Source organism: Psychrobacter halodurans, assembly GCF_017498075.1.
Lineage (GTDB): Bacteria > Pseudomonadota > Gammaproteobacteria > Pseudomonadales > Moraxellaceae > Psychrobacter > Psychrobacter celer.
In genome coordinates this window covers 1-23149 of the sequence record NZ_JAGBKN010000026.1, presented here as the reverse complement: position 1 = coordinate 23149, position 23149 = coordinate 1, and the positions used below count along the sequence as shown (strand labels likewise).

At 47.2% G+C, this 23149-nt stretch carries 18 protein-coding genes; 12 read left to right on the top strand and 6 right to left on the bottom strand.

Going from position 1 to position 23149, the window contains the following annotated elements; genetic code table 11:
* The first annotated feature begins 223 nt into the window (after positions 1–223).
* Entirely contained in the window at positions 224–2479 is a 2256-nt protein-coding gene (locus J3491_RS10275; RefSeq protein WP_207970137.1) for a TonB-dependent siderophore receptor, read from the top strand.
* Positions 2480–2560: 81 nt separating this feature from the next.
* On the opposite strand, the gene J3491_RS10270 is transcribed toward J3491_RS10275, so the two are convergent.
* The 5 genes from J3491_RS10270 to hppD form a co-directional block, all read right to left on the bottom strand.
* Positions 2561–3937 carry an MBL fold metallo-hydrolase gene (locus J3491_RS10270; protein WP_207970136.1) on the bottom strand — a complete coding sequence of 459 codons (1377 nt, stop codon included), beginning with the start codon at positions 3935–3937 and terminating at the stop codon, positions 2561–2563.
* Between the two features lie 391 nt (positions 3938–4328).
* Complete coding sequence (gene nhaC / locus J3491_RS10265; RefSeq protein ID WP_207970135.1) at positions 4329–5735, bottom strand: Na+/H+ antiporter NhaC; 1407 nt, start codon at positions 5733–5735, stop codon at positions 4329–4331.
* A 90-nt stretch (positions 5736–5825) separates the two neighbouring features.
* Positions 5826–6167 carry a 4a-hydroxytetrahydrobiopterin dehydratase gene (locus J3491_RS10260; protein WP_207970134.1) on the bottom strand — a complete coding sequence of 114 codons (342 nt, stop codon included), beginning with the start codon at positions 6165–6167 and terminating at the stop codon, positions 5826–5828.
* Between the two features lie 71 nt (positions 6168–6238).
* A complete protein-coding gene (gene phhA / locus J3491_RS10255) occupies positions 6239–7198 on the bottom strand; it encodes a phenylalanine 4-monooxygenase (RefSeq protein ID WP_243456337.1) in 960 nt (319 codons plus the stop codon).
* 217 nt (positions 7199–7415) lie between these two features.
* The gene (gene hppD, locus J3491_RS10250; protein ID WP_207970133.1) at positions 7416–8516 is read right to left on the bottom strand and encodes a 4-hydroxyphenylpyruvate dioxygenase; all 1101 of its coding nucleotides are present in this window, start codon (positions 8514–8516) and stop codon (positions 7416–7418) included.
* Positions 8517–8709: 193 nt separating this feature from the next.
* Between hppD and J3491_RS10245 the strand changes: the two genes are divergently transcribed.
* From J3491_RS10245 to J3491_RS10235, 3 genes are all read left to right on the top strand, one after another.
* Complete coding sequence (locus J3491_RS10245) at positions 8710–9636, top strand: LysR family transcriptional regulator (RefSeq protein ID WP_207970132.1); 927 nt, start codon at positions 8710–8712, stop codon at positions 9634–9636.
* A 187-nt stretch (positions 9637–9823) separates the two neighbouring features.
* Positions 9824–11125: a fumarylacetoacetase gene (fahA, locus tag J3491_RS10240; RefSeq protein ID WP_243456335.1), complete on the top strand. Its 1302-nt coding sequence runs from the start codon at positions 9824–9826 to the stop codon at positions 11123–11125.
* Positions 11126–11271: 146 nt separating this feature from the next.
* Positions 11272–11847 carry a VOC family protein gene (locus tag J3491_RS10235; protein ID WP_105245880.1) on the top strand — a complete coding sequence of 192 codons (576 nt, stop codon included), beginning with the start codon at positions 11272–11274 and terminating at the stop codon, positions 11845–11847.
* 66 nt (positions 11848–11913) lie between these two features.
* On the opposite strand, the gene J3491_RS10230 is transcribed toward J3491_RS10235, so the two are convergent.
* Positions 11914–12747: an IclR family transcriptional regulator gene (locus J3491_RS10230; RefSeq protein ID WP_207970131.1), complete on the bottom strand. Its 834-nt coding sequence runs from the start codon at positions 12745–12747 to the stop codon at positions 11914–11916.
* 198 nt (positions 12748–12945) lie between these two features.
* Here J3491_RS10230 and maiA point away from each other — a divergent pair, with 198 nt between their 5' ends.
* The 8 genes from maiA to J3491_RS10190 all read left to right on the top strand — a co-directional run bounded on the left by maiA (position 12946) and on the right by J3491_RS10190 (position 22630).
* Positions 12946–13593, top strand: coding sequence for a maleylacetoacetate isomerase (gene maiA, locus J3491_RS10225; protein ID WP_207970143.1), 648 nt, complete (start codon positions 12946–12948; stop codon positions 13591–13593).
* A 376-nt stretch (positions 13594–13969) separates the two neighbouring features.
* Positions 13970–16123 (top strand): FAD-dependent oxidoreductase, encoded by a 2154-nt coding sequence (locus J3491_RS10220; protein ID WP_207970130.1) that lies wholly within the window; start codon positions 13970–13972, stop codon positions 16121–16123.
* Between the two features lie 155 nt (positions 16124–16278).
* Positions 16279–17598: an ABC transporter substrate-binding protein gene (locus J3491_RS10215; protein ID WP_207970129.1), complete on the top strand. Its 1320-nt coding sequence runs from the start codon at positions 16279–16281 to the stop codon at positions 17596–17598.
* Positions 17595–19358 (top strand): ABC transporter permease, encoded by a 1764-nt coding sequence (locus J3491_RS10210; protein WP_207970128.1) that lies wholly within the window; start codon positions 17595–17597, stop codon positions 19356–19358. Before J3491_RS10215 ends, J3491_RS10210 begins: the two co-directional genes overlap by 4 nt.
* A 62-nt stretch (positions 19359–19420) precedes the next feature.
* On the top strand, positions 19421–20065 hold the full coding sequence (locus tag J3491_RS10205; RefSeq protein ID WP_207970127.1) for an ATP-binding cassette domain-containing protein: 645 nt from the start codon (positions 19421–19423) through the stop codon (positions 20063–20065).
* 145 nt (positions 20066–20210) lie between these two features.
* Positions 20211–20879, top strand: a complete 669-nt coding sequence (locus tag J3491_RS10200) for a CDP-alcohol phosphatidyltransferase family protein (RefSeq protein WP_207970126.1) — start codon at positions 20211–20213, stop codon at positions 20877–20879.
* Positions 20872–21687 carry a sterol desaturase family protein gene (locus J3491_RS10195; RefSeq protein WP_207970125.1) on the top strand — a complete coding sequence of 272 codons (816 nt, stop codon included), beginning with the start codon at positions 20872–20874 and terminating at the stop codon, positions 21685–21687. Before J3491_RS10200 ends, J3491_RS10195 begins: the two co-directional genes overlap by 8 nt.
* Before the next feature lie 385 nt (positions 21688–22072).
* Positions 22073–22630: a carboxymuconolactone decarboxylase family protein gene (locus J3491_RS10190; protein ID WP_207970124.1), complete on the top strand. Its 558-nt coding sequence runs from the start codon at positions 22073–22075 to the stop codon at positions 22628–22630.
* Positions 22631–23149 lie beyond the last annotated feature (519 nt).

The following is a 23149-nucleotide window of genomic DNA, read 5'->3' as shown; positions in this document are numbered from 1 at the left end:
ATATGGCGAGATGAAGTGTTGTTTTACGCAGCATCGAGCAGCGCAGGTACAGCACGCAAGAAAACCAACGCTTTAGCGAGCCATTTAGATTCGACTACACGAAGTTCTTGAATGCAATTTTTTAATGATAACAATTATCATTAATGTTATTATTATCATTGTTATAAGTATTGTTACAACTTCGTACCCAAAAGCCAACCATTTCAGCTCAAAAGGACATCAGATGCGGTCTCATTTACCCCCTCTATCTATCCGAACCATCCGAAAAAAACACCTGACATTGGCCGTACAGATCGGCCTATTAATGGGTATCAGTCATATCGCAGCTGCGCAATCGATTGTGGCCAAGAGAATCGACAGCTCAGGCAGTGCTGAGTCGTCTAAAAGCGCGGAAGTCATCAGCGCAAGCGAAACAACCACTGCTGCGACCTCGACCGCCCCATCGACCACGTTAGAGGCCATTACTGTCTATGCCGATGGCTATCGCAGCACTGGTACCAAGACCGCCTTAGACCCTGAAGATGCGCCCATGAGCTACACCCGCATCGATCAGGAGTTGTTACAAAAGCGCCAAGCAGATAGTGTCAACGCTGCTTTGCGTTATGAGCCAGGCGTAAGCTCGGAGAGCCGCGGCACAGTCTCTATCTTTGATGAGTATAATATCCGCGGTTTTAAGACCTACTCAAACTTTTATGACGGCCTCAGACTGCCCTATGACGGCGCGTGGAATCTCATGCCACAGGTAGATATTTATGCCACCGAAGCGGTAGAGGTGGTCAAAGGTCCCGCCTCTTCGCTCTACGGTTATGCCGCACCAGGCGGTATGGTCAACCAGATCGCCAAAACCCCAAAGAGCACGCAAGAAACCGAAGTGCAGCTGCGACTTGGCAATCAAAACTTAAAAGAGATAGCGGTCGATACGACAGGGCCAGTCAGCGATGCGCTCAACTATCGCTTGGTGGCATTAAAACGGCAAAAAGACGGTCAAATGCAGACCACCGAAGAAGAGCGATTACTAATTAATCCATCGCTTGAGTGGCAGGCGACTGACGATGTCTCTGTGCTTGCCAATCTGTTTTATCAAGATGATCCAGAGATGGTGCCATCCACCCCACTACCTGCTGTCGGTACGGTCTACAACGCCAGCCATGGCAAATTAGACAGCGACGCCTATGCAGGGGATCAATGGAATCATTTTAGTAAAGAAGTACTGATGCCAAGCATTACGGTAAACTGGGATATCAATGACAATCTCACCTTTAAGCACATCTTACGCTACACCGATGCCGAAGCTAAGCAGCGCAATATGTATAATAGTGGCGGGTTTGTCGATGGTAGCGATAAGATCTTAAACCGCGTGGCGTATACCACTGATGAGCGCATGAAAAACTGGACCACAGACAACCAGCTGGCTTATCAATTCGACACGGCCAATACCTCGCACAATGTGTTGTTCGGTATTGAGTATCAAGAAACCGACAGTAGCGCGACTTACTATGATGCGGGCGCAGCGGGTACGCCAAACCTTGACTTATCAAACCCCAATTTTTCCCAGATCGATACCAATACCCTGCCGCTAGATGCCTATCGTCAAGATGAAGACATCGAGCAAAGCCAGCTTGGGCTCTATGTACAAGATGAGATGCAGTGGCAAGATTTGACCGTGGTCGCAGGCTTGCGTCACGATAAGTTTGAGAGTATCACTGAGCAGACCAAAGCCGCACAAGGCGCGGTGTACGATGCACAAACGATCGATAATGATGCCTCAAAAACCAGTGGTCGTCTGGCGGCCATTTATGATTTGGATAATGGTTTATCGCCTTATGCCAGCTATTCGCAGTCGTTTCAGCCTGTCGTTGGTAGCAACTTTATTACCAATGAAGCGTTTAAACCCACCACCGCCGACCAGCTAGAAGCGGGTATCAAATATCTGTCCTCAGATCGCGCGACCAAAGGCACGCTCGCTGTCTTTGATATCACGCAAAAAAACGTCGTGGTCGCAGACGAAATCAACTATAGAAGCCAAACTCAGACCGGTGAGATTGAGTCAAAAGGCTTTGAGATATCAGGCAGTCATATGCTCAATGACTGGGTGGATGTTGCGGCAAGCTATAGCTATACCGACGCTGAGATTACAAAAGATGAATTTAACCCTGATGTGGTCGGCAATACCCCAGCGCAAACAGCTAAGTACAAAGCCACGCTGTGGGCCGACTACTACGCCACAGATAAGCTTACACTGAATGCAGGCGTACGCTACGAAGACGGCATGCAGCTTGATAAACAAAACTCGGATGAGCTACCAAGCGTGACCTTGGTCGATATCGGTGGCAATTATCAAATCAGTCCGATGCTGGCTGTCGGCGCAAGCATCAATAACTTGTTTGATAAAACCTATGTCGGTGCCTGTTACGATATCAATAACTGCTGGATGGGGCCTGAGCGTCAAATGTCTGTCAGTTTGCAGGCGACATTTTAAGCGTTAATCAAAAAGGCTGGTGTTTTGGTGGAGGCTGACTAAAGCACCAATGCTTTATAACTGGCCTGATGACATGCCTTATCACTCAGCAGTGTCTTTGGCATGACGCCACGCTTCCATCCCGCCCAGATAGATGTCGAGATTATCAAAGCCTTGGCTCGCCAGCCAGCCAGCAGCGACTGTGGCCCGTGCGCCGCTAGCACACATCAACGTATAGTGACGATGCTTATCAAGCGCCTGCCAGCGCTCATTGAGATGGCCGACATAGATGTGCTCTGAGTCTTTGATCGCATCGGCGGCGCGCTCGTCAGCGTCACGAACGTCGAGGAGCACCCAGTTTTTTTGGTCGATATCCGTATCATTACCATTCAGACGTTTGTTGACCTCATGGGTGTCGATCATCGGTATTCGCTGCAGACGCTCGCCTTGCTTGGCCGCCGCGACCACACCCACATAGCCGCCCACCACATCATCAAGCGCCACCCGCACCAGATGTGCCATGGCAGTAGCTAACTGCGCTTCATCTGCTGCCACCAACGCAATGCGCTCGCCCTCACCGACAAACCAACCGACAAAGGCTGGAATCATGCTGACTGGCAAACTCATCGAACCTGGAAAGTGGCCAGAAGCGTACGCCATCGTCTCGCGGATATCGATGATATGATCGGCATCAGAGTCCTTAAACTGTGCCAATGTCAAATTGCGCGGGCGCATGATAGCTGGCGGCGCGTCACCGCCTTGCATATTTAAGCGCTCCATCAGTCTAAAATACGGCGGCTGATAGTGGTTTTCATTGATTTTTGCATCAATAAAAGCGTCGCGATCTGTAATTTGCAAACGCGGGTTATTTAGCCGCTCATGCCCGACGCTAGAAAACTCACGCTCTGCCATACCTGAGCCGCAGACCGACCCCGCTCCATGAGCCGGATAAATAATCGCCTGATCGCCCAGTGCTAAGATTTTTTGTAGTGAGTCGTAGAGCAGTCCTGCCACCTCTTTACGGCGGTTGGGATAAAAATCCGTACGACCGACATCCCCTACAAACAAAGCATCTCCAGTAAACACACCTACCGCCTTGTCTGGATAAGCGCTGTCAAACATCGCGTACGCTAGGTGATCATCGGTATGGCCTGGTGTCTCGAGCACCCGAATCTCAAGCTGCCCAATCGCGAAACAATCACCCTCATACACCGTCTGCGCATAGACGATAGGCTGCTCTGGGTTTGGACCATGAAACACTGTCGCCCCTGTCATGTTCGCCAAAATCGGCGCGCCTGAAACCAAATCCTCATTACGATGGGTTTCAAATATATGCGTAATCTCAAGCCCAGCGGCACGTGCTTTTTCTACATAAATCGTACAATCACGGCGCGGATCAATCACCGCTGCTTGACCACCCGACCCCAACAAATAAGATAGATGAGCCAGTCCAGGTGTCTTGATTTTTTCGAGTAGCATCGTTTTGTCCTTTATATTTATCGTTATCGTTATCGTTATCGTTATCGTTGATGTTTTATGTCGTTATAATTTATTCAATCCGGTGCTTACCGCTTATTGAATTGATGATTTTTTATAAGCTATTTTATGGGCAAGCAGCTCACACCAATATTTATTTAAAAGTTAGCACAGACCAGCGCCACTCATCAATATACAATAACATATATTAACATAGCCATTATCTGCTTTGGTGCTAAGCGATGGGTAGCGCCGCCCGACTATGAAAACAGATTGATAAGAATAGGTTGATAAGAATAAATTGATAAAACCTTACTGATCAAAACAGCACGCATAAAAAATCGGCCTGCAAGCAGACCGATTGGGGCATCATTTTTATGTTTTTTATGAAGAGCTATACAGACGTCTTGGCGCTAGGAGTATCTACGCGGCTGATGGTAATACCGGTAAAACCGAATATCAATGTCAAGAGCAGCGACAAATAGCAGAAGAACGCATAAGGCAAATAATCCAGTACAGGAACGCCTAACGCCTGACTGATAAACACCCCGCACACACTCCATGGTACCAATGGATTGATGACCGTACCTGCATCCTCAATGGTGCGTGATAGATTTTTGGGATGCAAGTTCAAGCGCTCAAAGGTTGGGCGAAACGCCGTTCCTGATAGCAGGATGCTCAAATACTGCTCACCGATCAGCACGTTGATGCTAAGCGCAGACATCGCCGCGGCAAAGATTGCGCGCCCTGTGGTGGTCAAGCTGCCTTTAATCCCTGATAGCAATGCTGGCAAAATACCCAATGCCGTCAGCAAGCCACCCAGACTGAGCGCCAGCACCACGATTGCTTGGGTAAAAAACATGCTTTGTACACCACCGCGCGATATCATCCCTGCCACTTCGCCCAGCTCTAGCGACTCAGCTGGCGTATAGCCTGCAAACAAATAGCCTCCCAACTGCCCGATACTGGGTGAGCTATGAAAATAGGTGACGATAAGGGCGACAAAAATAGTACAGATGATGGTATAAATAGCGTTGACGCGAAACACTGCCAACCCTACCAACACGACAAAAGGCAGTACCGCGTAGTTTTGTACCAAGCCACTGTCTATCAGCTGGTTTTGTAGCACAGTCACTTGACTTAAGTCCGAGCTCACCGTCTGCCCCGAAAAAAACCAAAACAATATCACGGTCAGTATCCATGCAGGGATGGTGGTATACATCATATTGCGAATATGGGCAAACAGATCAATCCCCACCACAGATGAGGCGATGGTACAAGTATCGGACAGCGGCGACATCTTATCACCGAAAAACGCGCCCGACACCACCGCACCTGCAGCGATAGCGACGTTGGCATCAAACGCATGGCTCATGCCGATAAAAGCCACCCCAAGAGTCGCCGCGGTCGTCAAGCTACTGCCTAAGGCCACGCCGATGATAGAGGTCAGTACAAACGCTGAAATATAGTAATACTCGGGCGATATAAGCTGAAAACCAAAATACATCAGCGTCGGGATGGCACCAGACATCATCAAGGCGGCGACCATTAGACCAATAAAAAAGAACAAATATATCGCGCCAATACCGCGCATCACGCCAGAGGCCATCTGCGCTTGCATATCATCGAAGCTGAGGCCTCGAAACAAACCGATGGCCAGTAGGACACAGATAGCGAGTATCAATGAGAGATGAGGCACCCAGCCAAAGCCGATCATGGTGACGCCCATGATAGCGATGACGATGGCAGAGATCATAAATGCCAGTTGAGAAGAGATTTGAGTGAGTATTTTTGGTGGCATCACACATCCTTAGATTGCCAGTGGATTTGGCGTTAGGGTTGGCTTTGGTGTGGCAAGTTTAATCAGTTGCTCTGATTATTGCTACCCTGATTATTTACCAAGTAGGCTATCGGTCTTGGCAGCCATAACAAAATCATTGCGATGCAGCCCCTTAATACTGTGTGACCACCAAGTAACCGTGGCCTTTCCCCACTCGACCAATATGCCTGGATGATGGCCTTCTGCTTCGGCGATATCGGCAAGCTCGTTGGCAAATGCCATGGCCGCGACGAAGTTTTTAAACTTATACTGGCGCTGCAACTGCTGGATACCATCGACCTCGATAAGTGACCAATCAGGAATCTGCGTTAATAGCTCGCGCGCTTCAGTCTCACTGACTGTCGGGGCACCGATACGGCAGGCTTCGCAGCTGGCTTGGGATAGTGTCGTCATAATAAACTCCTTTTATTGTCATGATTACGTTTTTACGTGATATACGTCCGTGTTAAAGCAAATAAAGCAAATCAGCAATTGGCATCCCTAGCATAGGTCGGCTCAAACAGACCCAGTGACATCGCTTGCTTGACCACGCCCATGATATCGCTGTCGACGATATCAAACAGCGTATCCAGCTCATCAATCACATAATAAATAGGCTGGATATGGTCGATACGATAAGGGGTGCGCAGCACATCGAGCAAATCAAACGCCCGATGCTCAGGCGTGTCGCTCAGCGCATATAATGTCTCAGACGGTGAGCTTAAGATACCGCCACCATAGATTTTGCGATCTTTTGTGGCATGGCCTACCAGTCCAAACTCGATGGTAAACCAGTAGAGACGCGCCAAAAACCACCGCTCTTCTTTGCTAGCGTTGAGGCCTAATTTACCATAGGTTTCATTAAATGCGGCAAACGCAGGATGAGTCAGCAGCGGGCAATGGCCAACGATTTCATGAAAGATATCCGGCTCTTCGATATAGTCCATATCATCCATACGGCGAATAAAAGTCGCAACAGGAAAACGCCGCTGGGAGAGCAGTTTAAAAAACTTACCAAAGCTAATCAATGCTGGCACAGCAGCCGTTTGCCACCCTGTGGTCGCCTGCAAGACATCATCGATAGTAGCCAATTGCGGAATCTGGGTGGTGGGTAGCTGCAGCTTTGTTAGGCCGTCTAGATAGGCTGAACAGGCGCGATTGGGGATTTGTTTGGCTTGTCGCTCGAGCAGCGTTTGCCACATGAAGTGTTCATCATCGCTATAGGCAATATGGCCGTCGCTGTTTGGCTGGTGCGAGACATATGGCTGCTTTTGCGGCGATTCTAGATAGGAAGCCGCTAGATGGGCGCTGCTATTAGTGGTATTGATATTAGTATTAGTGCTATCGGTAATTGAGCTGTCGGCGGCTTGTTTTTTGCCGATGTCGTTTTTGTGATTGCCGCTGACAGCGCGTTGATAAGATGGGGTATGTGAGAGGCGATCCATGCCTGTACTCCTTATATGACAATTGTTTTTTCTATCAGCCCATTGTCCCCTACCTGTTGACCATTCAAACTGGCGCGCCTATCACGTCGCCTAATCGGTCAAACAAGCCAGCCAGTCAGGCCAGCCAATGCGGATAAGACTAAAAATACGCAAGCCAACTGCTACGTATAATGAAGCAAGTGGACAAGACAAACTCCTTTTGCCTTGCCCGCCGCTGCTATAGCGCTTCTGTTTCTGGTTGACCGACAGCGCCGCGGCGCACTTGGTCGCGCTCGATAGATTCAAACAACGCCTTAAAATTACCTTCGCCAAAGCCCTCTGCATAATCGCCTTTACGCTGGATAAACTCAAAAAACACCGGACTGCCTAAGATGGTCTCGGAGAAAATCTGTAGCAGTAAGCGAGGCTCATTGCCCTCAGTCGTGCCATCTAGCAAGATACCGCGCGTCTGCAGCGCTGCGACATCCTCACCATGACCCGGCAGACGCTCACTTAACATGTCGTAATAAGCATCGTTTGGCGCAGTCATCAGCGGAATGCCCGCCGCTTTGAGCAAATCGATGCTCTCCAGCAAGTCATCACTGGCTAAGGCAATATGCTGAATGCCTTCGCCATTAAAGTGCATCAAATACTCTTCGATCTGCCCGCCGCCCTGCTTTGATTCTTCATTAAGTGGGATGCGAATTTTGCCATCAGGGGCGGTCATGGCTTTACTAGTAAGGCCTGTGTACTCACCTTTGATATCAAAATAACGGATTTCGCGGAAATTAAAGATACGCTCATAGAAGTTTGCCCAATACGCCATTCGGCCGCGGTAGACGTTGTGCGTGAGATGATCGATGACTTTAAAGCCATAACCGGTAGGCTGTCTATCGACGTCAGCAAAAAACTCAAAGTCGACATCATAGATAGACTCACCGTCTTTGTAGCGGTCAATTAAATATATCAAAGAGCCACCGATGCCTTTTATCGCAGGCAAGCGCAGCTCCATCACGCCTGTTGGCACCTCGACAGGCTGCGCGCCCATCTCAATGGCACGCTCATAGGCGTTTTTGGCATCTTTCACCCGAAATCCCATACTACATGCCCCTGCGCCATGCTCTTCTACAAAATAGCTGGCGTGGCTTTTTGGTTCACGGTTTAAGATAAGATTGATATCGCCTTGACGATAAAGCGCCACGTCCTTTGAGCGGTGGTTGGCGATGTGGCTAAAGCCTAGCTGCTTAAACAATGCATCGACGGCGTGTGGCTCAGGTGAAGCAAACTCTACAAAATCAAATCCGTTTAGTCCCATTGGGTTTTCAAATAAATCTGCCATGGTCATCATCCTTAATATCAATTACTGCTAAAAATAATTAGTGCTAAAAATTGGTACTGTCAATCCGTATCAAACCTTAAATCAGCGTAAAAATTTGTCTATATCAATAATGCTTATTGACGATGCATTTATATTAGATTAGCTTTATTTATAAGACTAATTGTTTTTTATGATTTATTTATCAGGTTTACTTATGAATATCAGTATTCGCCAATTGACCGCTTTTATCAGTGTCGCTGACAATGGCAGCTTTACCCGTGCCAGCGACCAGATGCATCTGACCCAATCTGCCGTGAGTGGTTTGATCAAAGAATTAGAATCCAGCCTCGGTATCGTGTTGTTTGACCGCACCACCCGCCAGCTGTCGTTGTCCGCTGTAGGTCGCCATCTGCTGCCACAAGCGCGGCGGGTACTAAATGAGATGCATCTTTTTGAAAACGAAGCCAGTAGTTTGACCAGCTTGGCGCAAGGCCAAGTCAGACTGGCGGTGTCGCAGTTTGCAGCCTCCTCTATGCCTGCTGTCATCGCTCAGTTTTCCCAAACCTATCCTGATATCAGCGTGTCGTTATTAGATTGCTCGGCCGAGAATGTCCTACAGCACATCCAAAATATCGAAGTAGACTTAGGCGTCGGTACCGAGCTTGGATTTATGGAGATGGATGATGACATCAGCACCGACTTACTGTACGAATTGCCGTTTTGTGTGGTGATGCCAGAGCAGCATGTGTTGGCACAAAAAAGTGAGATCGTCTGGCAAGACTTGCTAGAGACGCCGCTCATTACCTTGCAAGGGCCATTTATTGAGCAAGTCACCACCGAGCTTGATGAAGCGGTCGCCGCCCATATTCAGCAAGCGCGCTACAAGGTCAATTTTATGTCGACAGCGCTGGAGATGACGCGTCAAGGGTTTGGTATCACGTTGTGCCTACCCTATATGCCAGAGGTGATCGACTGGGTCAGCGCCAATGGCTTACAGATGCGGCCACTTGCTCATCCAGTCAAGACAAGGCGGTTTTTTATCTATCAACGCTCATCACGAGCGCTAGCGCCTGCAACGGTTGCCTTTAAGCAGTTTTTGCAAACGTATTTTGCGCAGCACTTCACCGATCTGCATGGCTAATAGTGCCCCTAAAAGTAAGCGATGATGGGCATAAAACCCTTGCAATACCTCTGATGATAACTTAGCATAAGACATAAATTATACTATCAGTAATAAATTACGTATTGCGTAATAAACCTTATATTTCTTATTCACTCACTTTTTATCACCTAACTTTATCCTTTATTTTTTTAGCAAGGAGCATCTTATGTCAACGATTGACAAAAACTTGACTTCGTTCATCGAGGTTGCCGCCGACTCTGATTTTTCTATTCACAATCTGCCTTATGGTATTTTTAGCGATACCAAGACCCAAGCAAAGGCAGACAATCGCCGTGCTGGCGTGGCAGTCGGTGAATACGTACTGGATTTGTCTGTGCTTGAGTCAGCAGGTCTTTTAGATTTAGCAGGCGGGCCATATTTTAACCAGCCAACCCTAAACGCTTTTATTGACTCAGGCCGAGATAATTGGCAAAAGGCGCGTGCGACAATTCAAACGCTACTATCTGACGCAGACAGTACCCTACGTGACGACACCGAGCTACAAAAAAAGGCGCTGTTTAAGCAAGCGGATGTCACCATGCATCTGCCCGTTCACGTGCCGGGCTTTACCGACTTTTACTCGTCTAAAGAGCACGCAACCAACGTCGGTACGATGTTTCGTGATCCAAACAACGCGCTGCTACCCAACTGGACAGAGATGCCAGTCGGTTACAATGGCCGCGCCAGCACGGTCGTCGTCAGTGGCACCGATATCGTGCGTCCCTCTGGGCAGCTAAAACCAAATGCGGATGAGCGCCCTATCTTCTCACCTTGTAAGCGCTTAGATTTTGAGCTAGAGACTGCGTTTGTCGTTGGCAAAGGCAACCAGCTTGGTCAACCTATCGCCGTCGATGAAGCATTTGAGCATATTTTTGGCATGGTGTTGCTCAATGACTGGTCAGCGCGCGATATCCAAAAATGGGAATACGTGCCTTTAGGCCCATTCAATGCCAAAACCTTTGCTTCTGAGGTCTCGCCTTGGATTGTCACCATGGAGGCGCTCGCCCCCTTTAAGACCTCATGTCCTACCCAAGAGCCAAAACCGCTGGCGTATCTAAACGAGACCGCCACTGATACCAGCTTTGATATCAATCTATCGGTCGAGCTGCTGCCCGAAAATGCCGAGAGCGCTACTGTCGTTTGTGAGACAAACTTTAAGTATATGTATTGGTCGATGGCGCAGCAGTTGACGCACCACACCATCACCGGCTGTAAGGTAGAAGTCGGCGATATGATGGGCTCGGGGACGATCTCGGGGCCGACACCTGACGCTTATGGTTCGATGCTCGAGATCGCTTGGAACGCGACCAAGCCTGTGACGCTGGCCGGCGGTGAGACGCGCAGCTTTATCGAAGATGGTGATACCGTCATTATGAAAGGCTATAGCGAAAAAGACGGCGTTCGAGTCGGTTTTGGCGAAGTACGCGGTAAAGTCTTGCCTGCCCTGAGCTTTGATTTTGACCACTGATACTGGCTATCACATGGGCGTGCAATGCTAAACAGTTCATCACGCTGCCAGAACCTTAGTAGAGCATACGTCCGATCTGATCAGACCGTTGCTCGAACCATACTGGCAGTATGACGCAGGTCACGCCTTATCAAAAGGATATTGATATGAGCTTTACAATTGAAAAAATCCATCACGTGGCTTATCGCTGCAAGGATGCCAAAGAAACTGTCGAATGGTACAAAAAACATCTAAACATGGATTTTATCTTGGCATTTGCCGAAGATCATGTACCCTCAACCAAGGCCTTCGACCCTTATATGCATGTGTTTTTGGACGCAGGACACGGCAATGTCTTGGCATTTTTTGAAGTACCAAATCAGCCTGAAATGGGCTTTGACCCCAATACGCCAAGCTGGGTGCAGCATTTGGCGCTGAAGGTAAAAGATCGCGATGCCCTGATGCTGGCAAAAACGCATTTAGAAGACAATGGTATCGAGGTGGTCGGTGTGACCAATCACGGTATCTTTCACTCGATTTATTTCTTTGATCCAAACGGCCACCGCTTGGAGCTGACCTATGACGATGTCACGTCAGAAGAAAAAGTATCGATGATTACCGAAGCGATGAAGCAAGAGATGCTCGATGAGTGGTCACGTACCAAACGCGCACCCGTCCATACGCAGTTTTTGCACAACGAAGAGTTAGAAGAAGTAAAGCAACAGCTCCCTATGGGCGAATAAATAGTCGGTGCAGGACTTGAGTATCGAAAAATAGTGTTAAGGAAAAACAACGTTAAAAAAATACCGTTACATCACATCATAACGCTGCGCAATTGACCGTATCTGCGCGACCAAATCATGTTGCTTATGTACAGGCAGTTGCTCATTGGTCCCGATGACCGTGATGGCATACTCTAAGCCGATAGGTGCGTGTTTCGCGGTACTGTGGTCGTCTATATGACTTGCCTGTGATGATATCAAAGCAGGCATACTAATGGCGTTGATACCTTTGAGCATATCGCCTGTCACCATGGCATAGCCTTGGGTACGGATATTGGCGCATCGTTTGCTAAACATCTGACGTTTTTTTGCCATGTCATCACAGGTCTCATGATCACGCCATTCTGCCGTCAACAATGGCCAAATAACCGCGTCTGACTGATAGCTGGCAAACAGCTGCCCTGTCGCCGATGTGCTAAGCGGCATCCGTGAGCCCACACGCGTGATGATACTGATGGCGCTATCAGGCTCGACCGACTGGATAATAATAGGCCCTTCGGTAAACCATTTGGCAATCTGTACCCCGCAGTGCAAGGTGTCTTTGATATCATGGGCGATAAGCGTCAGGCGCTCTAGAAGGTTGTTTGGACGGTGGGCGCGGTGGCTTAGCGCGTCGACTCTGTGCCCAAGTCCGTAACGCCCGTCTGCCAATTGCTGTGCATAGTCTTTTCGAATGAGACTGACCAAATAGCGATGACACTTGGCAGGATGCATTTGCAGCGCTTGAGCAATGTCTTTTAACATCATAGGCTCGCGGCGCTCGATAAGGATATCTAAGACGGACAACCCTGTCTCCAAAGACTGGACGCCATTTTTTTGAGTGGTCGTCGCGCTGTCTATAGGGCTTTTGGCTGCTGGCATAATGAACTCGCTAAAAGGCTACTTTGTGTAGGCTTAGGCCGTGGAATGAGAAGTACAATTTTATAACACTTACGCCTGATTGTATGCATGTGCAGTTGGAGAGCATGCATATCTTATGCAACGATAATGACGGGACAAGCTATGGTGGCAACGGGGCGTTTGACTCACAACATAACATAATAAAAGGAAGATACCATGATGAAACTTTACGGTTATTTTCGTAGCGGCACATCTTACCGTACGCGTATCGCAATGAATCTAAAAGGTCTAGAGTACGATTATCTGGCAGTCAATCTGGCCCAAGACGAGCAACTCGCTGAGACTTTCAAAACCCTAAACCCACAAGGATTGGTGCCTGTTTTACAAGCTGATGATGTATTACTCTATCAAAGCCCTGCCATATTAGAGTGGCTAGAAGAGGTCTATCCTGTGCCGCCTTTATTGCCCAGCGACGCCGCTGGCCGTATGCAAGTACGAGCGCTGAGTGCGATGATTGGCTGCGACATACACCCTATTAATAACCGCCGTATTTTACAATACTTACGCCACGAGCTGTCTGTAGATGAAGCGCAGGTCATAACGTGGTGCAACCGCTGGATCAGCGAAGGCTTTGCCGCTTTAGAAAAACGCTTGGCAGCTGACCATACTCGCGGTAAGTTTTGTTACGGTGACACGCCAACCTTTGCAGATTGCTATTTGATACCACAGGTGTCGTCTGCGCGCCGGTTTGAGGTGGACCTCACGCCCTATCCAACCATCGTCGCCATTGATGCTCACTGCCGCACATTAAAAGCCTTTATAGATGCCGAACCGATGCAGCAGCCTGATGCACCACAAGCGATCTAGCTGGCCCAGTGCCATCACCAGTGCCCTATTAAGTGCGATAGTTAGGTCAATATAAAAAGGATACAGCGAGACTGGGATAAATTTTTTGCCGCTTTTGTCGGCGTAGGTACAGCACGCAAGAAAAACTGGTACCAGTCTCGCGAGCTTATGCAGGGCATTCCCACCATCAATTTTTTATCAGTATATAGTTAATCCACTTCAAAATAGGTAGAGCACATAAAAAATAATTTGATACATTTAAATTTGAGCAATCGCTCAATAACCAGTACAATACTATTAATCAAGCCTATCACGCTACTGTAAATCAACATGTGCCAAATACGTATTTACCAGCCATAGGTAGCTGCCATTGCTCTACTATCTTACTGGATACGTCATGATGAAAAAAATAGTACTGATACTGCTTATCATAATATTAGCGGCAAGCTTTTTTTATTTTGATCTAAATCAATTATTGACGCTTGATGGCTTAAAAGGGTCGATGGCGCAATTTAATGACTACAAAGCGCAATCGCCGCTACTTGTTATCGGTGGGTTCTTTTTACTTTATGTCGTCGTCACCGCCTTATCCTTACCTGGTGCAGCTATTTTGACCTTAGCAGCTGGGGCTTTATTTGGCTTATGGCAAGGGTTACTCATTGTCTCTTTTGCCTCCAGCATTGGCGCAACCTTAGCGTTTTTGGCTTCACGTTATCTGCTGCGTGATACGATTAAGCAGCGCTTTCCTGAGCGCTTAGCAGCCATTGACGCTGGCGTGGAAAAAGAAGGCGGGTTTTATTTATTTACCTTGCGCTTAGTACCGATATTTCCGTTCTTTTTGATTAATTTACTCATGGGCGTCACCGCGATTAAAGCGAGGACATTCTACTGGGTTAGCCAGATTGGTATGCTTGCAGGTACTTTTGTATTCGTTAATGCCGGTACGCAACTGGCGCAAATTGATAGTTTGTCAGGGATTTTATCGTTTCATTTAATTGTCTCATTTGCGTTGTTAGGTTTCTTCCCACTCATCGCAAAAGGGCTATTAAATATGCTAAAAAAACGCCGCGTCTACAAAAACTACAACAAACCTAAAAAATTCGACCGTAATATGATTGTGATTGGCGCTGGTGCTGGCGGACTGGTCACCAGCTATATCGCGGCGACCGTCCGAGCAAAAGTGACATTAATCGAAGCAGGTGAGATGGGCGGCGACTGTTTAAACTATGGCTGTGTACCGAGTAAAGCCCTGATTAAAAGCGCGAAAGTCGCCGAACAAATGCGCCATGCTGAGCGTTATGGTTTGGATAATACGCCACCAGAGTTCTCATTCAAAAACGTCATGAGCCGTATCCATCAAGTCATCGCTGATATCGCGCCAAACGACAGCGTCGAGCGCTATACGGACTTGGGCGTCGAAGTGTTAAAAGGCTACGCTAAATTTATCGACCCATGGACGGTAGAGATTGCGCTAAACGATGGCGGCACGCAGCGACTAACCGCACGCTCCATCGTTATCGCGACTGGCGCGCGTCCATTTGTACCAGACTTGCCAGGTTTGGAAGAAACTGGCTATGTGACCAGCGACACCATATGGAACAAGTTTACTGAGCTTGATGACGCACCAAAAAAGTTGGTCGTCCTTGGCGGCGGGCCAATCGGCTCTGAGCTGGCGCAAGCTTTTGCACGCTTAGGCTCCAATGTGACCCAGATTGAGAGAGGTGCGCGTCTGATGAAAAAAGAAGACGTGGAAGTCTCAGAATTTGCGCAAAAAGCACTCACTGAGAGTGGCGTAAACGTCTTAACCTCGCATCAAGCGATACGCTGTGAGATACAGGACGACAAAAAATATATTGTGGTGAAAAACAATGAGGCAGAAATTGATATTGAATATGACGAGTTAATTTGCGCGGTTGGGCGTCGGGCGCGCTTAGAGGGTTATGGTCTTGAGGCTTTGGGAATAGAAACTGAGCGTACCATCGAGACCGATGACTATCTAGAAACCCTCTACCCCAATATTTACGCGGCTGGTGATGTCGTCGGCCCTTATCAATTTACTCATGTGGCCTCCCATCAAGCATGGTACGCAGCGGTAAATGGTTTGTTTGGACATCTAAAGAAGTTTAAAGTAGATTATCGCGTGATTCCGTGGACGACTTTTATTGATCCAGAAGTCGCACGCGTGGGCTTAAATGAGCAAGAAGCTATTGAAAAAGGTATCGACTTTGAGATTACCCGCTACGACTTTAAAGACTTAGATCGGGCGGTGACGGAGAGCGCCAACGATGGCTTTATCAAAGTGATTACGCCTAAAGGCAAAGATAAAATACTCGGCGTGACCATCGTCGCTGAGCATGCTGGAGATATCATGCCGGAATTTATACTGGCTATGAAGCACGGTTTAGGTCTGAATAAAATACTCGGCACCATTCATATGTACCCGACATGGGCGGAGGGTAATAAATATGCGGCTGGTGAATGGAAGCGCAATCATGCGCCTGAAACGGTATTAAACTTACTTGAGAAATATCATACATGGCGTCGAGGGTGATTAGCTTTCCAGTGAAACTCAATGCTGTTGGGATAAATTTTTTGAAGCCTCTGGAGTGATGAAGTCACACAGCAAGCGAAGAAAATTTGCACCAACAGCACACTTCAGAACCTATAACTGAATGACATTTAATACAGGTTATAACGAGAACATAAATGTACGTTATTAAATCTTTATCAGCCTTGGCAATATTAAAAAACTTAAGTCGCTATAGCGCCTATGCTATAGTGCTTAGCGTTTATGCAGTTATTTCTTCAAGCATCTCTGCCAACACAGCCTCCTCTACTACTGCCGTAAGTAATGAAGTATCCTCGTATTGGCAGCAGATAGAATCCCAAGGTAAAAACCAAGACGTTTACTTCTATGCATGGGGCGGTGACCCGCAAATAAATGCCTATCTACAGTGGGCCGCCAAGCAAGTCGATGATAAATATAATATCAACCTAGTCCATGTCAAATTGAGCGATACCAGTGAAGCTGTCAGCCGTGTACTCGCGGAAAAATCAGCCGATAATAATGATAAAGGCAGCGTTGACCTCATCTGGATAAATGGCGCAAACTTTGCCACCATGAGTGAGAACTCATTATTGCTGAAACAATGGGCAAACAAACTGCCTAACTTTGCCTTGACCGATCCCGAGAATAATCCTGCCGTTAACTTTGATTTTGGTTTGCCAACCAATGGCATGGAAGCACCATGGGGGCAGGCCTCGCTGACCTTTTATTACGACAGCTTATCAACTGACAAGCCACCAACCACTTTAAATGAGCTGGTCAATTGGACGGCGCAAAACCCCGGGCGTTTCAGCTACCCAAAGCCACCTGACTTTTTAGGCATGAGCTTTTTGAAATATGCATTAGTCATGCTGCACGAACAGCACGATGCGAGCACAGGTGAAAACACCAAAGCACAGCTCAACCTGCCAGCCACTGAGCAAAATACAGAGTTAGTGTTAGACCCGCTATGGACGTTTCTCGATGATTTGCATCCTACTCTTTGGCGTAAGGGTGAGCAATTTGTACAGACGGGCGCGCATATGCGGCGCTTGGTCGATGATACTGAGCTGAGCTTAGCCTTTACTTTTTCTGCGCCAGAAGTGCCAGCGGCGGTGCAGCGTTATGATTTACCCCAGAGCATTCGTAGCTATGCCATGAGCGATGGCAGCTTGAGTAACACTCATTTTGTGGCGATTCCTTATAATGCCAGTCATCCGCAAGCCGCGCAGCTGGTGGCAAACTTTTTGATGAGTCCAGAAGCGCAGGCCAAAAAGCAAACGCCTGCTGTATGGGGTGATAAAACCGTACTCGTCCAATCGACGCTCGACCCTAAGCAACAAGCGCTATTCAAGACTAACAAAACCCATCCGAGCGCTCTACCGGTTAACGCAATAAAACGTACCGTGAATGAACCACATCCGAGCTGGGTTGATGCCATTATGCAAGGCTGGCAGGCGCGTTATGGGGTCAGCCCATGAGTAACGATTCTAATAATAAAACGGCTGATACAAATACGAAAACGAAAGCGCCTTACCAGACAGACTTATCTACGCGCATCTTTACGGGCGTTGTATCCTTGAGTCCGAAATTTTTACTGCTACTGTTGATATTACCGGTACTCGGTGGTTTACTCAGCGTGCTGTTACCTGCCTTTAGCTGGGTACCTGCACTTGAAAAAACGACCGTTAGCCTACAAGGCTTTCATGATCTTTGGCAGACGCCGGGTCTTAGACAAATGGTAGCGCTTAGCATCGCTACTGGATTAATCAGCACGCTACTCGCTTTTGTCATGACCTTAATGATATTGGCGGCTTTTTTTAATAGCATTTGGTTGACCTGTATTGAGCGTTTACTGAGTCCAATCTTGGTCATTCCTCATGCAGCGGCAGCCATCGCGGTTGGTTTTTTAATTGCGCCTTCTGGTATGTTTTCGCGCCTCATTTCACCGTGGCTAAGTGGCTGGGAGTTGGCGCCAGGCGGTATGTTTCCACATGACCCCTATGGCATCAGCATCATTTTGGGTTTAACCTTAAAAGAGCTGCCGTTTTTATTACTCATGGCATTAGGCGCTTTGGCACAACCAGAGCTGGGTAAAAAGCTGCGTCAACAATATAAAGTTGCGCTAAATCTCGGCTATTATCCCATCACTGCCTTTTTTAAAGCCGTCCTTCCTGTTCTTTATCCTTTGCTGCGTTTGCCTATCTTAGCCGTGCTGGCCTATGCCAGTGCCAGTGTCGAGATGCCATTGATACTCGGTCCAAACACGCCGCCGACGCTGGCGGTTACTATCATGCAATGGTTTAACGATGTGGATTTAAACCTACGTATAAAAGCCTCGGCAGGCGCGTTATTACAGCTGGCGTTGACGGGCGGCTTAATCGCCTTGTGGCTTGGTAGCGAAAAAGCTTGCTTTAATGGCACATTGATAAATGGCAAGCGCCACTATGCTGATGCACTATGGCAAAAAATCACCGCTGCCCTTACCACTGTAGTGATTGGCTTTATTTTGCTGGCGCTCATTGGACTGGTGTTGTGGTCAGTGGCTGGTTTTTGGCGTTTCCCAGCTGCATTGCCAGAGCAGCTTGTGTTGTTACATTTTCAAAGCGCCTTTACGCAAATGGGTACGCCATTATTTAATACTCTTGCTATCGGTATCGTAAGCACCGTATTTGCCATTGTGCTGACTTTATTATGTCTAGAAGCTGAGCAATTAAGTCAAAAACCACTTTCAACATTGACCAGTTTTATTATTTATCTGCCGTTGTTAGTGCCCAGTATTGCCTTTTTATTTGGTTTAGTTTGGTTACAGCAACTGGTGAATAACCAAACGGCGTTTTTTAATGTGGCGTTTACCCATCTGCTCTTTGTGCTGCCTTATGTGTTTTTATCGCTTGCCAGTAGTTACAGGCGTCTAGACCCGCGTTTTGCTCATGTAGCCGCGAGCCTTGGTGCAACTCCTGCCAAAGTATTTTTTCAGGTGAAATTGCCTCAGCTGTTTGCGCCGATTTTGATTGCTATTGCCCTTGGTTTAGCCATTAGCTTTGGTCAATACTTGCCGACGCTACTCGCAGGCGGCGGACGTATCGCCACCATTACCACCGAAGCGGTGACCCTCGCCAATGGTGCCAGTAGGCGCACCAGTGCGGTATACGCCATCATCCAAATGGCGCTACCGTTAATTGGCTTTATATTGGCGTGGGTATTGCCGAAGTATTTTTTTAAAAGTGGTGGTCGTTAGAAGTCCAGATATTAATCCAGACGTTAAAATTCAATCGTTAAAAACGCAAAAAAGGGTTCTTGATGCAATCATCGTTACAGATAAAAGACTTACAGTTATATCGACAAGGCGAGCTATTACTTAGCCTAGATGAGCAGATTGTTGGTGGTGAGATACTGACCGTCATGGGACCCTCTGGCAGTGGTAAATCAAGCTTGTTAAATTGGCTAACAGGTACTTTGCCAAATGGTTTTACCGCTACTGGTGAGGTCTGGTTAAATGATAAAAATGTAAGCCATCTGCCGACGCACCTGCGCCATATTGGGGTACTGTATCAAGATGCCCTACTGTTCTCACATTTATCGGTAGCGGGCAACATTGCTTTTGCGATGCCTAAAGCCAATAAAAACAGCAATAAAAAACAGCGCCGTGAAAAAATAGAACAGGCGCTGGCACAAGTAGGTTTAGCAGGCATGGGAGATCGTCATCCTGATAATTTATCGGGCGGGCAACAAGCACGAGTGGCGCTACTTAGAACGCTATTGAGCGAGCCAAAAGCGATACTGCTAGACGAGCCGTTTAGTAAGCTCGATACCCAGCTACGAGTAGATACGCGCCAATTGGTATTTGAGCAAATCCGCACCCATAAACTCCCCGCTATCATGGTCACGCATGACCATAGCGATGCCGAGGCTGCAAAGGGTAAAGTGATTCATTTAGACCTATAACTTTAGGCCTATGCTTTTAGATTCGAAACTTAGACATCAAAACAAAATATCGCTGATTCACTTTAAAACCGGTACTTCATTCCAGTAGCATGCAGATATTAGCGTATCGATTTTATTTAGAATTTACCATACAAAAGGCACGCACATGCTAGACAAATTTCTCACGCCCATGATTAAGCCAATGCTCACCCCTGTGGTCGTTGTATTGCATAAACGCGGTATTACAGCTGACCAACTCACGTTAGCAGGCTTTTTAATCGGCATATTAGCGTTACCACTGCTGGCGTTTGAGCTGTGGTATGGCGCACTGGCAGCCATTGCATTGAATCGCATTTTTGATGGTCTTGATGGCGCGCTTGCTCGTCATGCCAATCAAAGCTCAAGCGCAGGCGGTTACTTAGATATTACGCTTGATTTTCTCTTTTATGCAGCAGTTCCGCTTGGGTTTATCTTGGCCAATCCTGAACAAAACGCCATTGCAGGTGCATTGTTACTCGCCGTATTTATCGGCACAGGCTCTAGCTTTTTAGCCTTTGCGATTGCCGCAGAAAAGTTTAAACTGGATAGACCACAGTTCAAATATAAAAGCTTTTATTATTTAAACGGCTTGACGGAAGGCACCGAAACCATCGCGCTGTTTATCGCTTTTTGCATCTGGCCGCAGCACTTTGTATTACTCGCTAGCATCTTTGCAACGGCCTGCGCGATTACGATTTTTACCCGTATTTATGGTGGTTATCATACCCTTAAACAGCTAGAGGCGAATGTTAGCAGCTCAGCTGGTTTAAACCCTCAAGAGGTAAGCAATGACTAACGAAGTATGGTGGCGGCTTGGATTCTTTTTGAGCATTTTAGTGATTATGATGCTGATTGAATGGCGCATGCCTGCCCGCACCGCGCCCATCAAAAACCGTAAACGCTGGTTTGCTAACTTTGGTTTGGTGTTTGCGTCATCTGTTATTGCTCGCCTAGCAGTGCCTGTGGGTCTAACGGCTGTGGCACTTTATAATCAGCAGCATGGAATTGGTCTATTCAATATAATTGATTTGCCAAGCTTCCTAGTCATCGTATTAAGCTTAATATTGCTCGACATTATTATTTACTGGCAGCACCGATTATTCCATCGCGTACCTATTCTTTGGCGTTTGCATAAAGTCCATCATGCTGATGCGCATATCGACGCTAGCACAGGCTTAAGGTTTCATCCCATTGAGATTGTCTTAAGCATTTTAGTGAAGCTCGTTGCCGTCAGCTTATTGGGCGTTCCTGCCATTGCAGTGCTGATATTTGAGATTGCGCTAAATGGCTTGGCAATGTTTAATCATGCCAATATTCGTCTGCCACCTGCCATTGAAAAACCTGCACGCCTCGTACTGATGACGCAGATCTTGCACCGTATTCATCATAGCCAACGTGGCAGTGAGACCAATTCAAACTATGGTTTTAGCGTCATTTGGTGGGATTGGATTTTTGGTAGTTATAAGGGTCAAGCGCATAAGTCTGATAACGAGCTCGATATTGGGCTAAAAGAGTATCCATCAGCCAAGCAAAATGCCTCACTATGGGGATTATTGGTTATGCCGTTTAAGTCCAATCTATCTAAGCGAAAAACCCAGCCCTGAACCCAGCCCTAAACCCAGTCCTGCTGTCACCGCGCCTATCAAGCCTATTCAGGCATATAATTTACTGAAATATACCTACATTTATCTCGCTTTTAAAAAAGATACACCTTAACTTCGCAAAGAGAACAAACGAATTGAGCAATCATTCAAAATATATTTGAATGATTGCTCAAAATCATCTATAGTACCTACCGTCGCGTTGCCTAAACAGAGATTATCGATAAATTTGAGCGTTTGCTCAAATAACTATGGCACGCCGACAAAGCCATAGCAATGACGTATTTAGATGCTTATTCATGAGCGCTGAGACCTACTCTCGCCCAGTGTTTTTTGGCCACCGCGACGTCATCCCCCCGTTAATAAAAAAGCACCATAAGGACTTTACATGACTGACTTTATCCTACACGACATCAACTCTGCTCCAGAAAAAAGCAAGCCATTACTTGAAGCTTCTATTAAAGCCTTAGGAAAAGCACCAAATATCCACGCGGTGATGGCGGAAGCGCCTGGACTGCTAGAAGGCTACCAACGCCTGCATCAGCTATTTTTAGACAGCAGTTTTGATGCTGAAGAAATCACCGTCGTTTGGCAAACCATCAACGTCGAGCACGAGTGTCATTACTGCGTTCCTGCTCATACCGCCATTGCCAAAAGCATGAAAGTCGATGATGCAATCACGGATGCTCTGCGGAACGAGACGCCACTACCGACCAAAAAGCTAGAAGCATTACGCGACTTTACATTGTCGGTCGTGCGCGATCGTGGTCTTGTGGATGATGACGCCGTACAGGCATTTTTGGACGCAGGCTTTACCAAACGTCAGATTTTAGAAGTGGTGCTGGCAGCGGCGCAAAAAGTCATGAGTAACTATACCAACCATCTGGCCAATACACCAACCGACAGAATTTTTAAAAAGTATGAATGGCATAGAGTCAGTAAGTAAGTATAGGACGTGTCCTCATTTTAAAAATAAATCGACGACACAGTGATAATCTGAGATTTGGGCTGTACGTCAAGCGTTTTGGCGTTAGCGCGAAGGCTGTAAGATAGCTATCTTACAGCCTTTTTACTATAGTCGATACACTCTACAAAGAACATAGCGCTACTGGGATGCTGTTTTTAAACGTAGGTTGCGCAGCCTCTGGGAGCGCAGCACGCAAGTAAAATTTATACCAGTAGCGCGTTTAAGTTTATATAACAGTTTTATTTTCAATTGACTAGGGCGTGTTGAACATTCAAATATTAGGACTGCTGATAGATAAAATCGCACCAAACTAGGCGTAAACCGACGATAATGTCGAGGCCTTAGCTAGGTTTACAACACCGTTTGGGGTGATTTTAGCATCAGCCCTTCGGGGCGGGGCTCTTTTTTGCCAATACATGGCGAAATTGTCTATCCTAGAATGACTAGGCTTCGAAAATTTCACTGCGTATTGTCTGAAAAATAGCCGCCGCCAGTGCC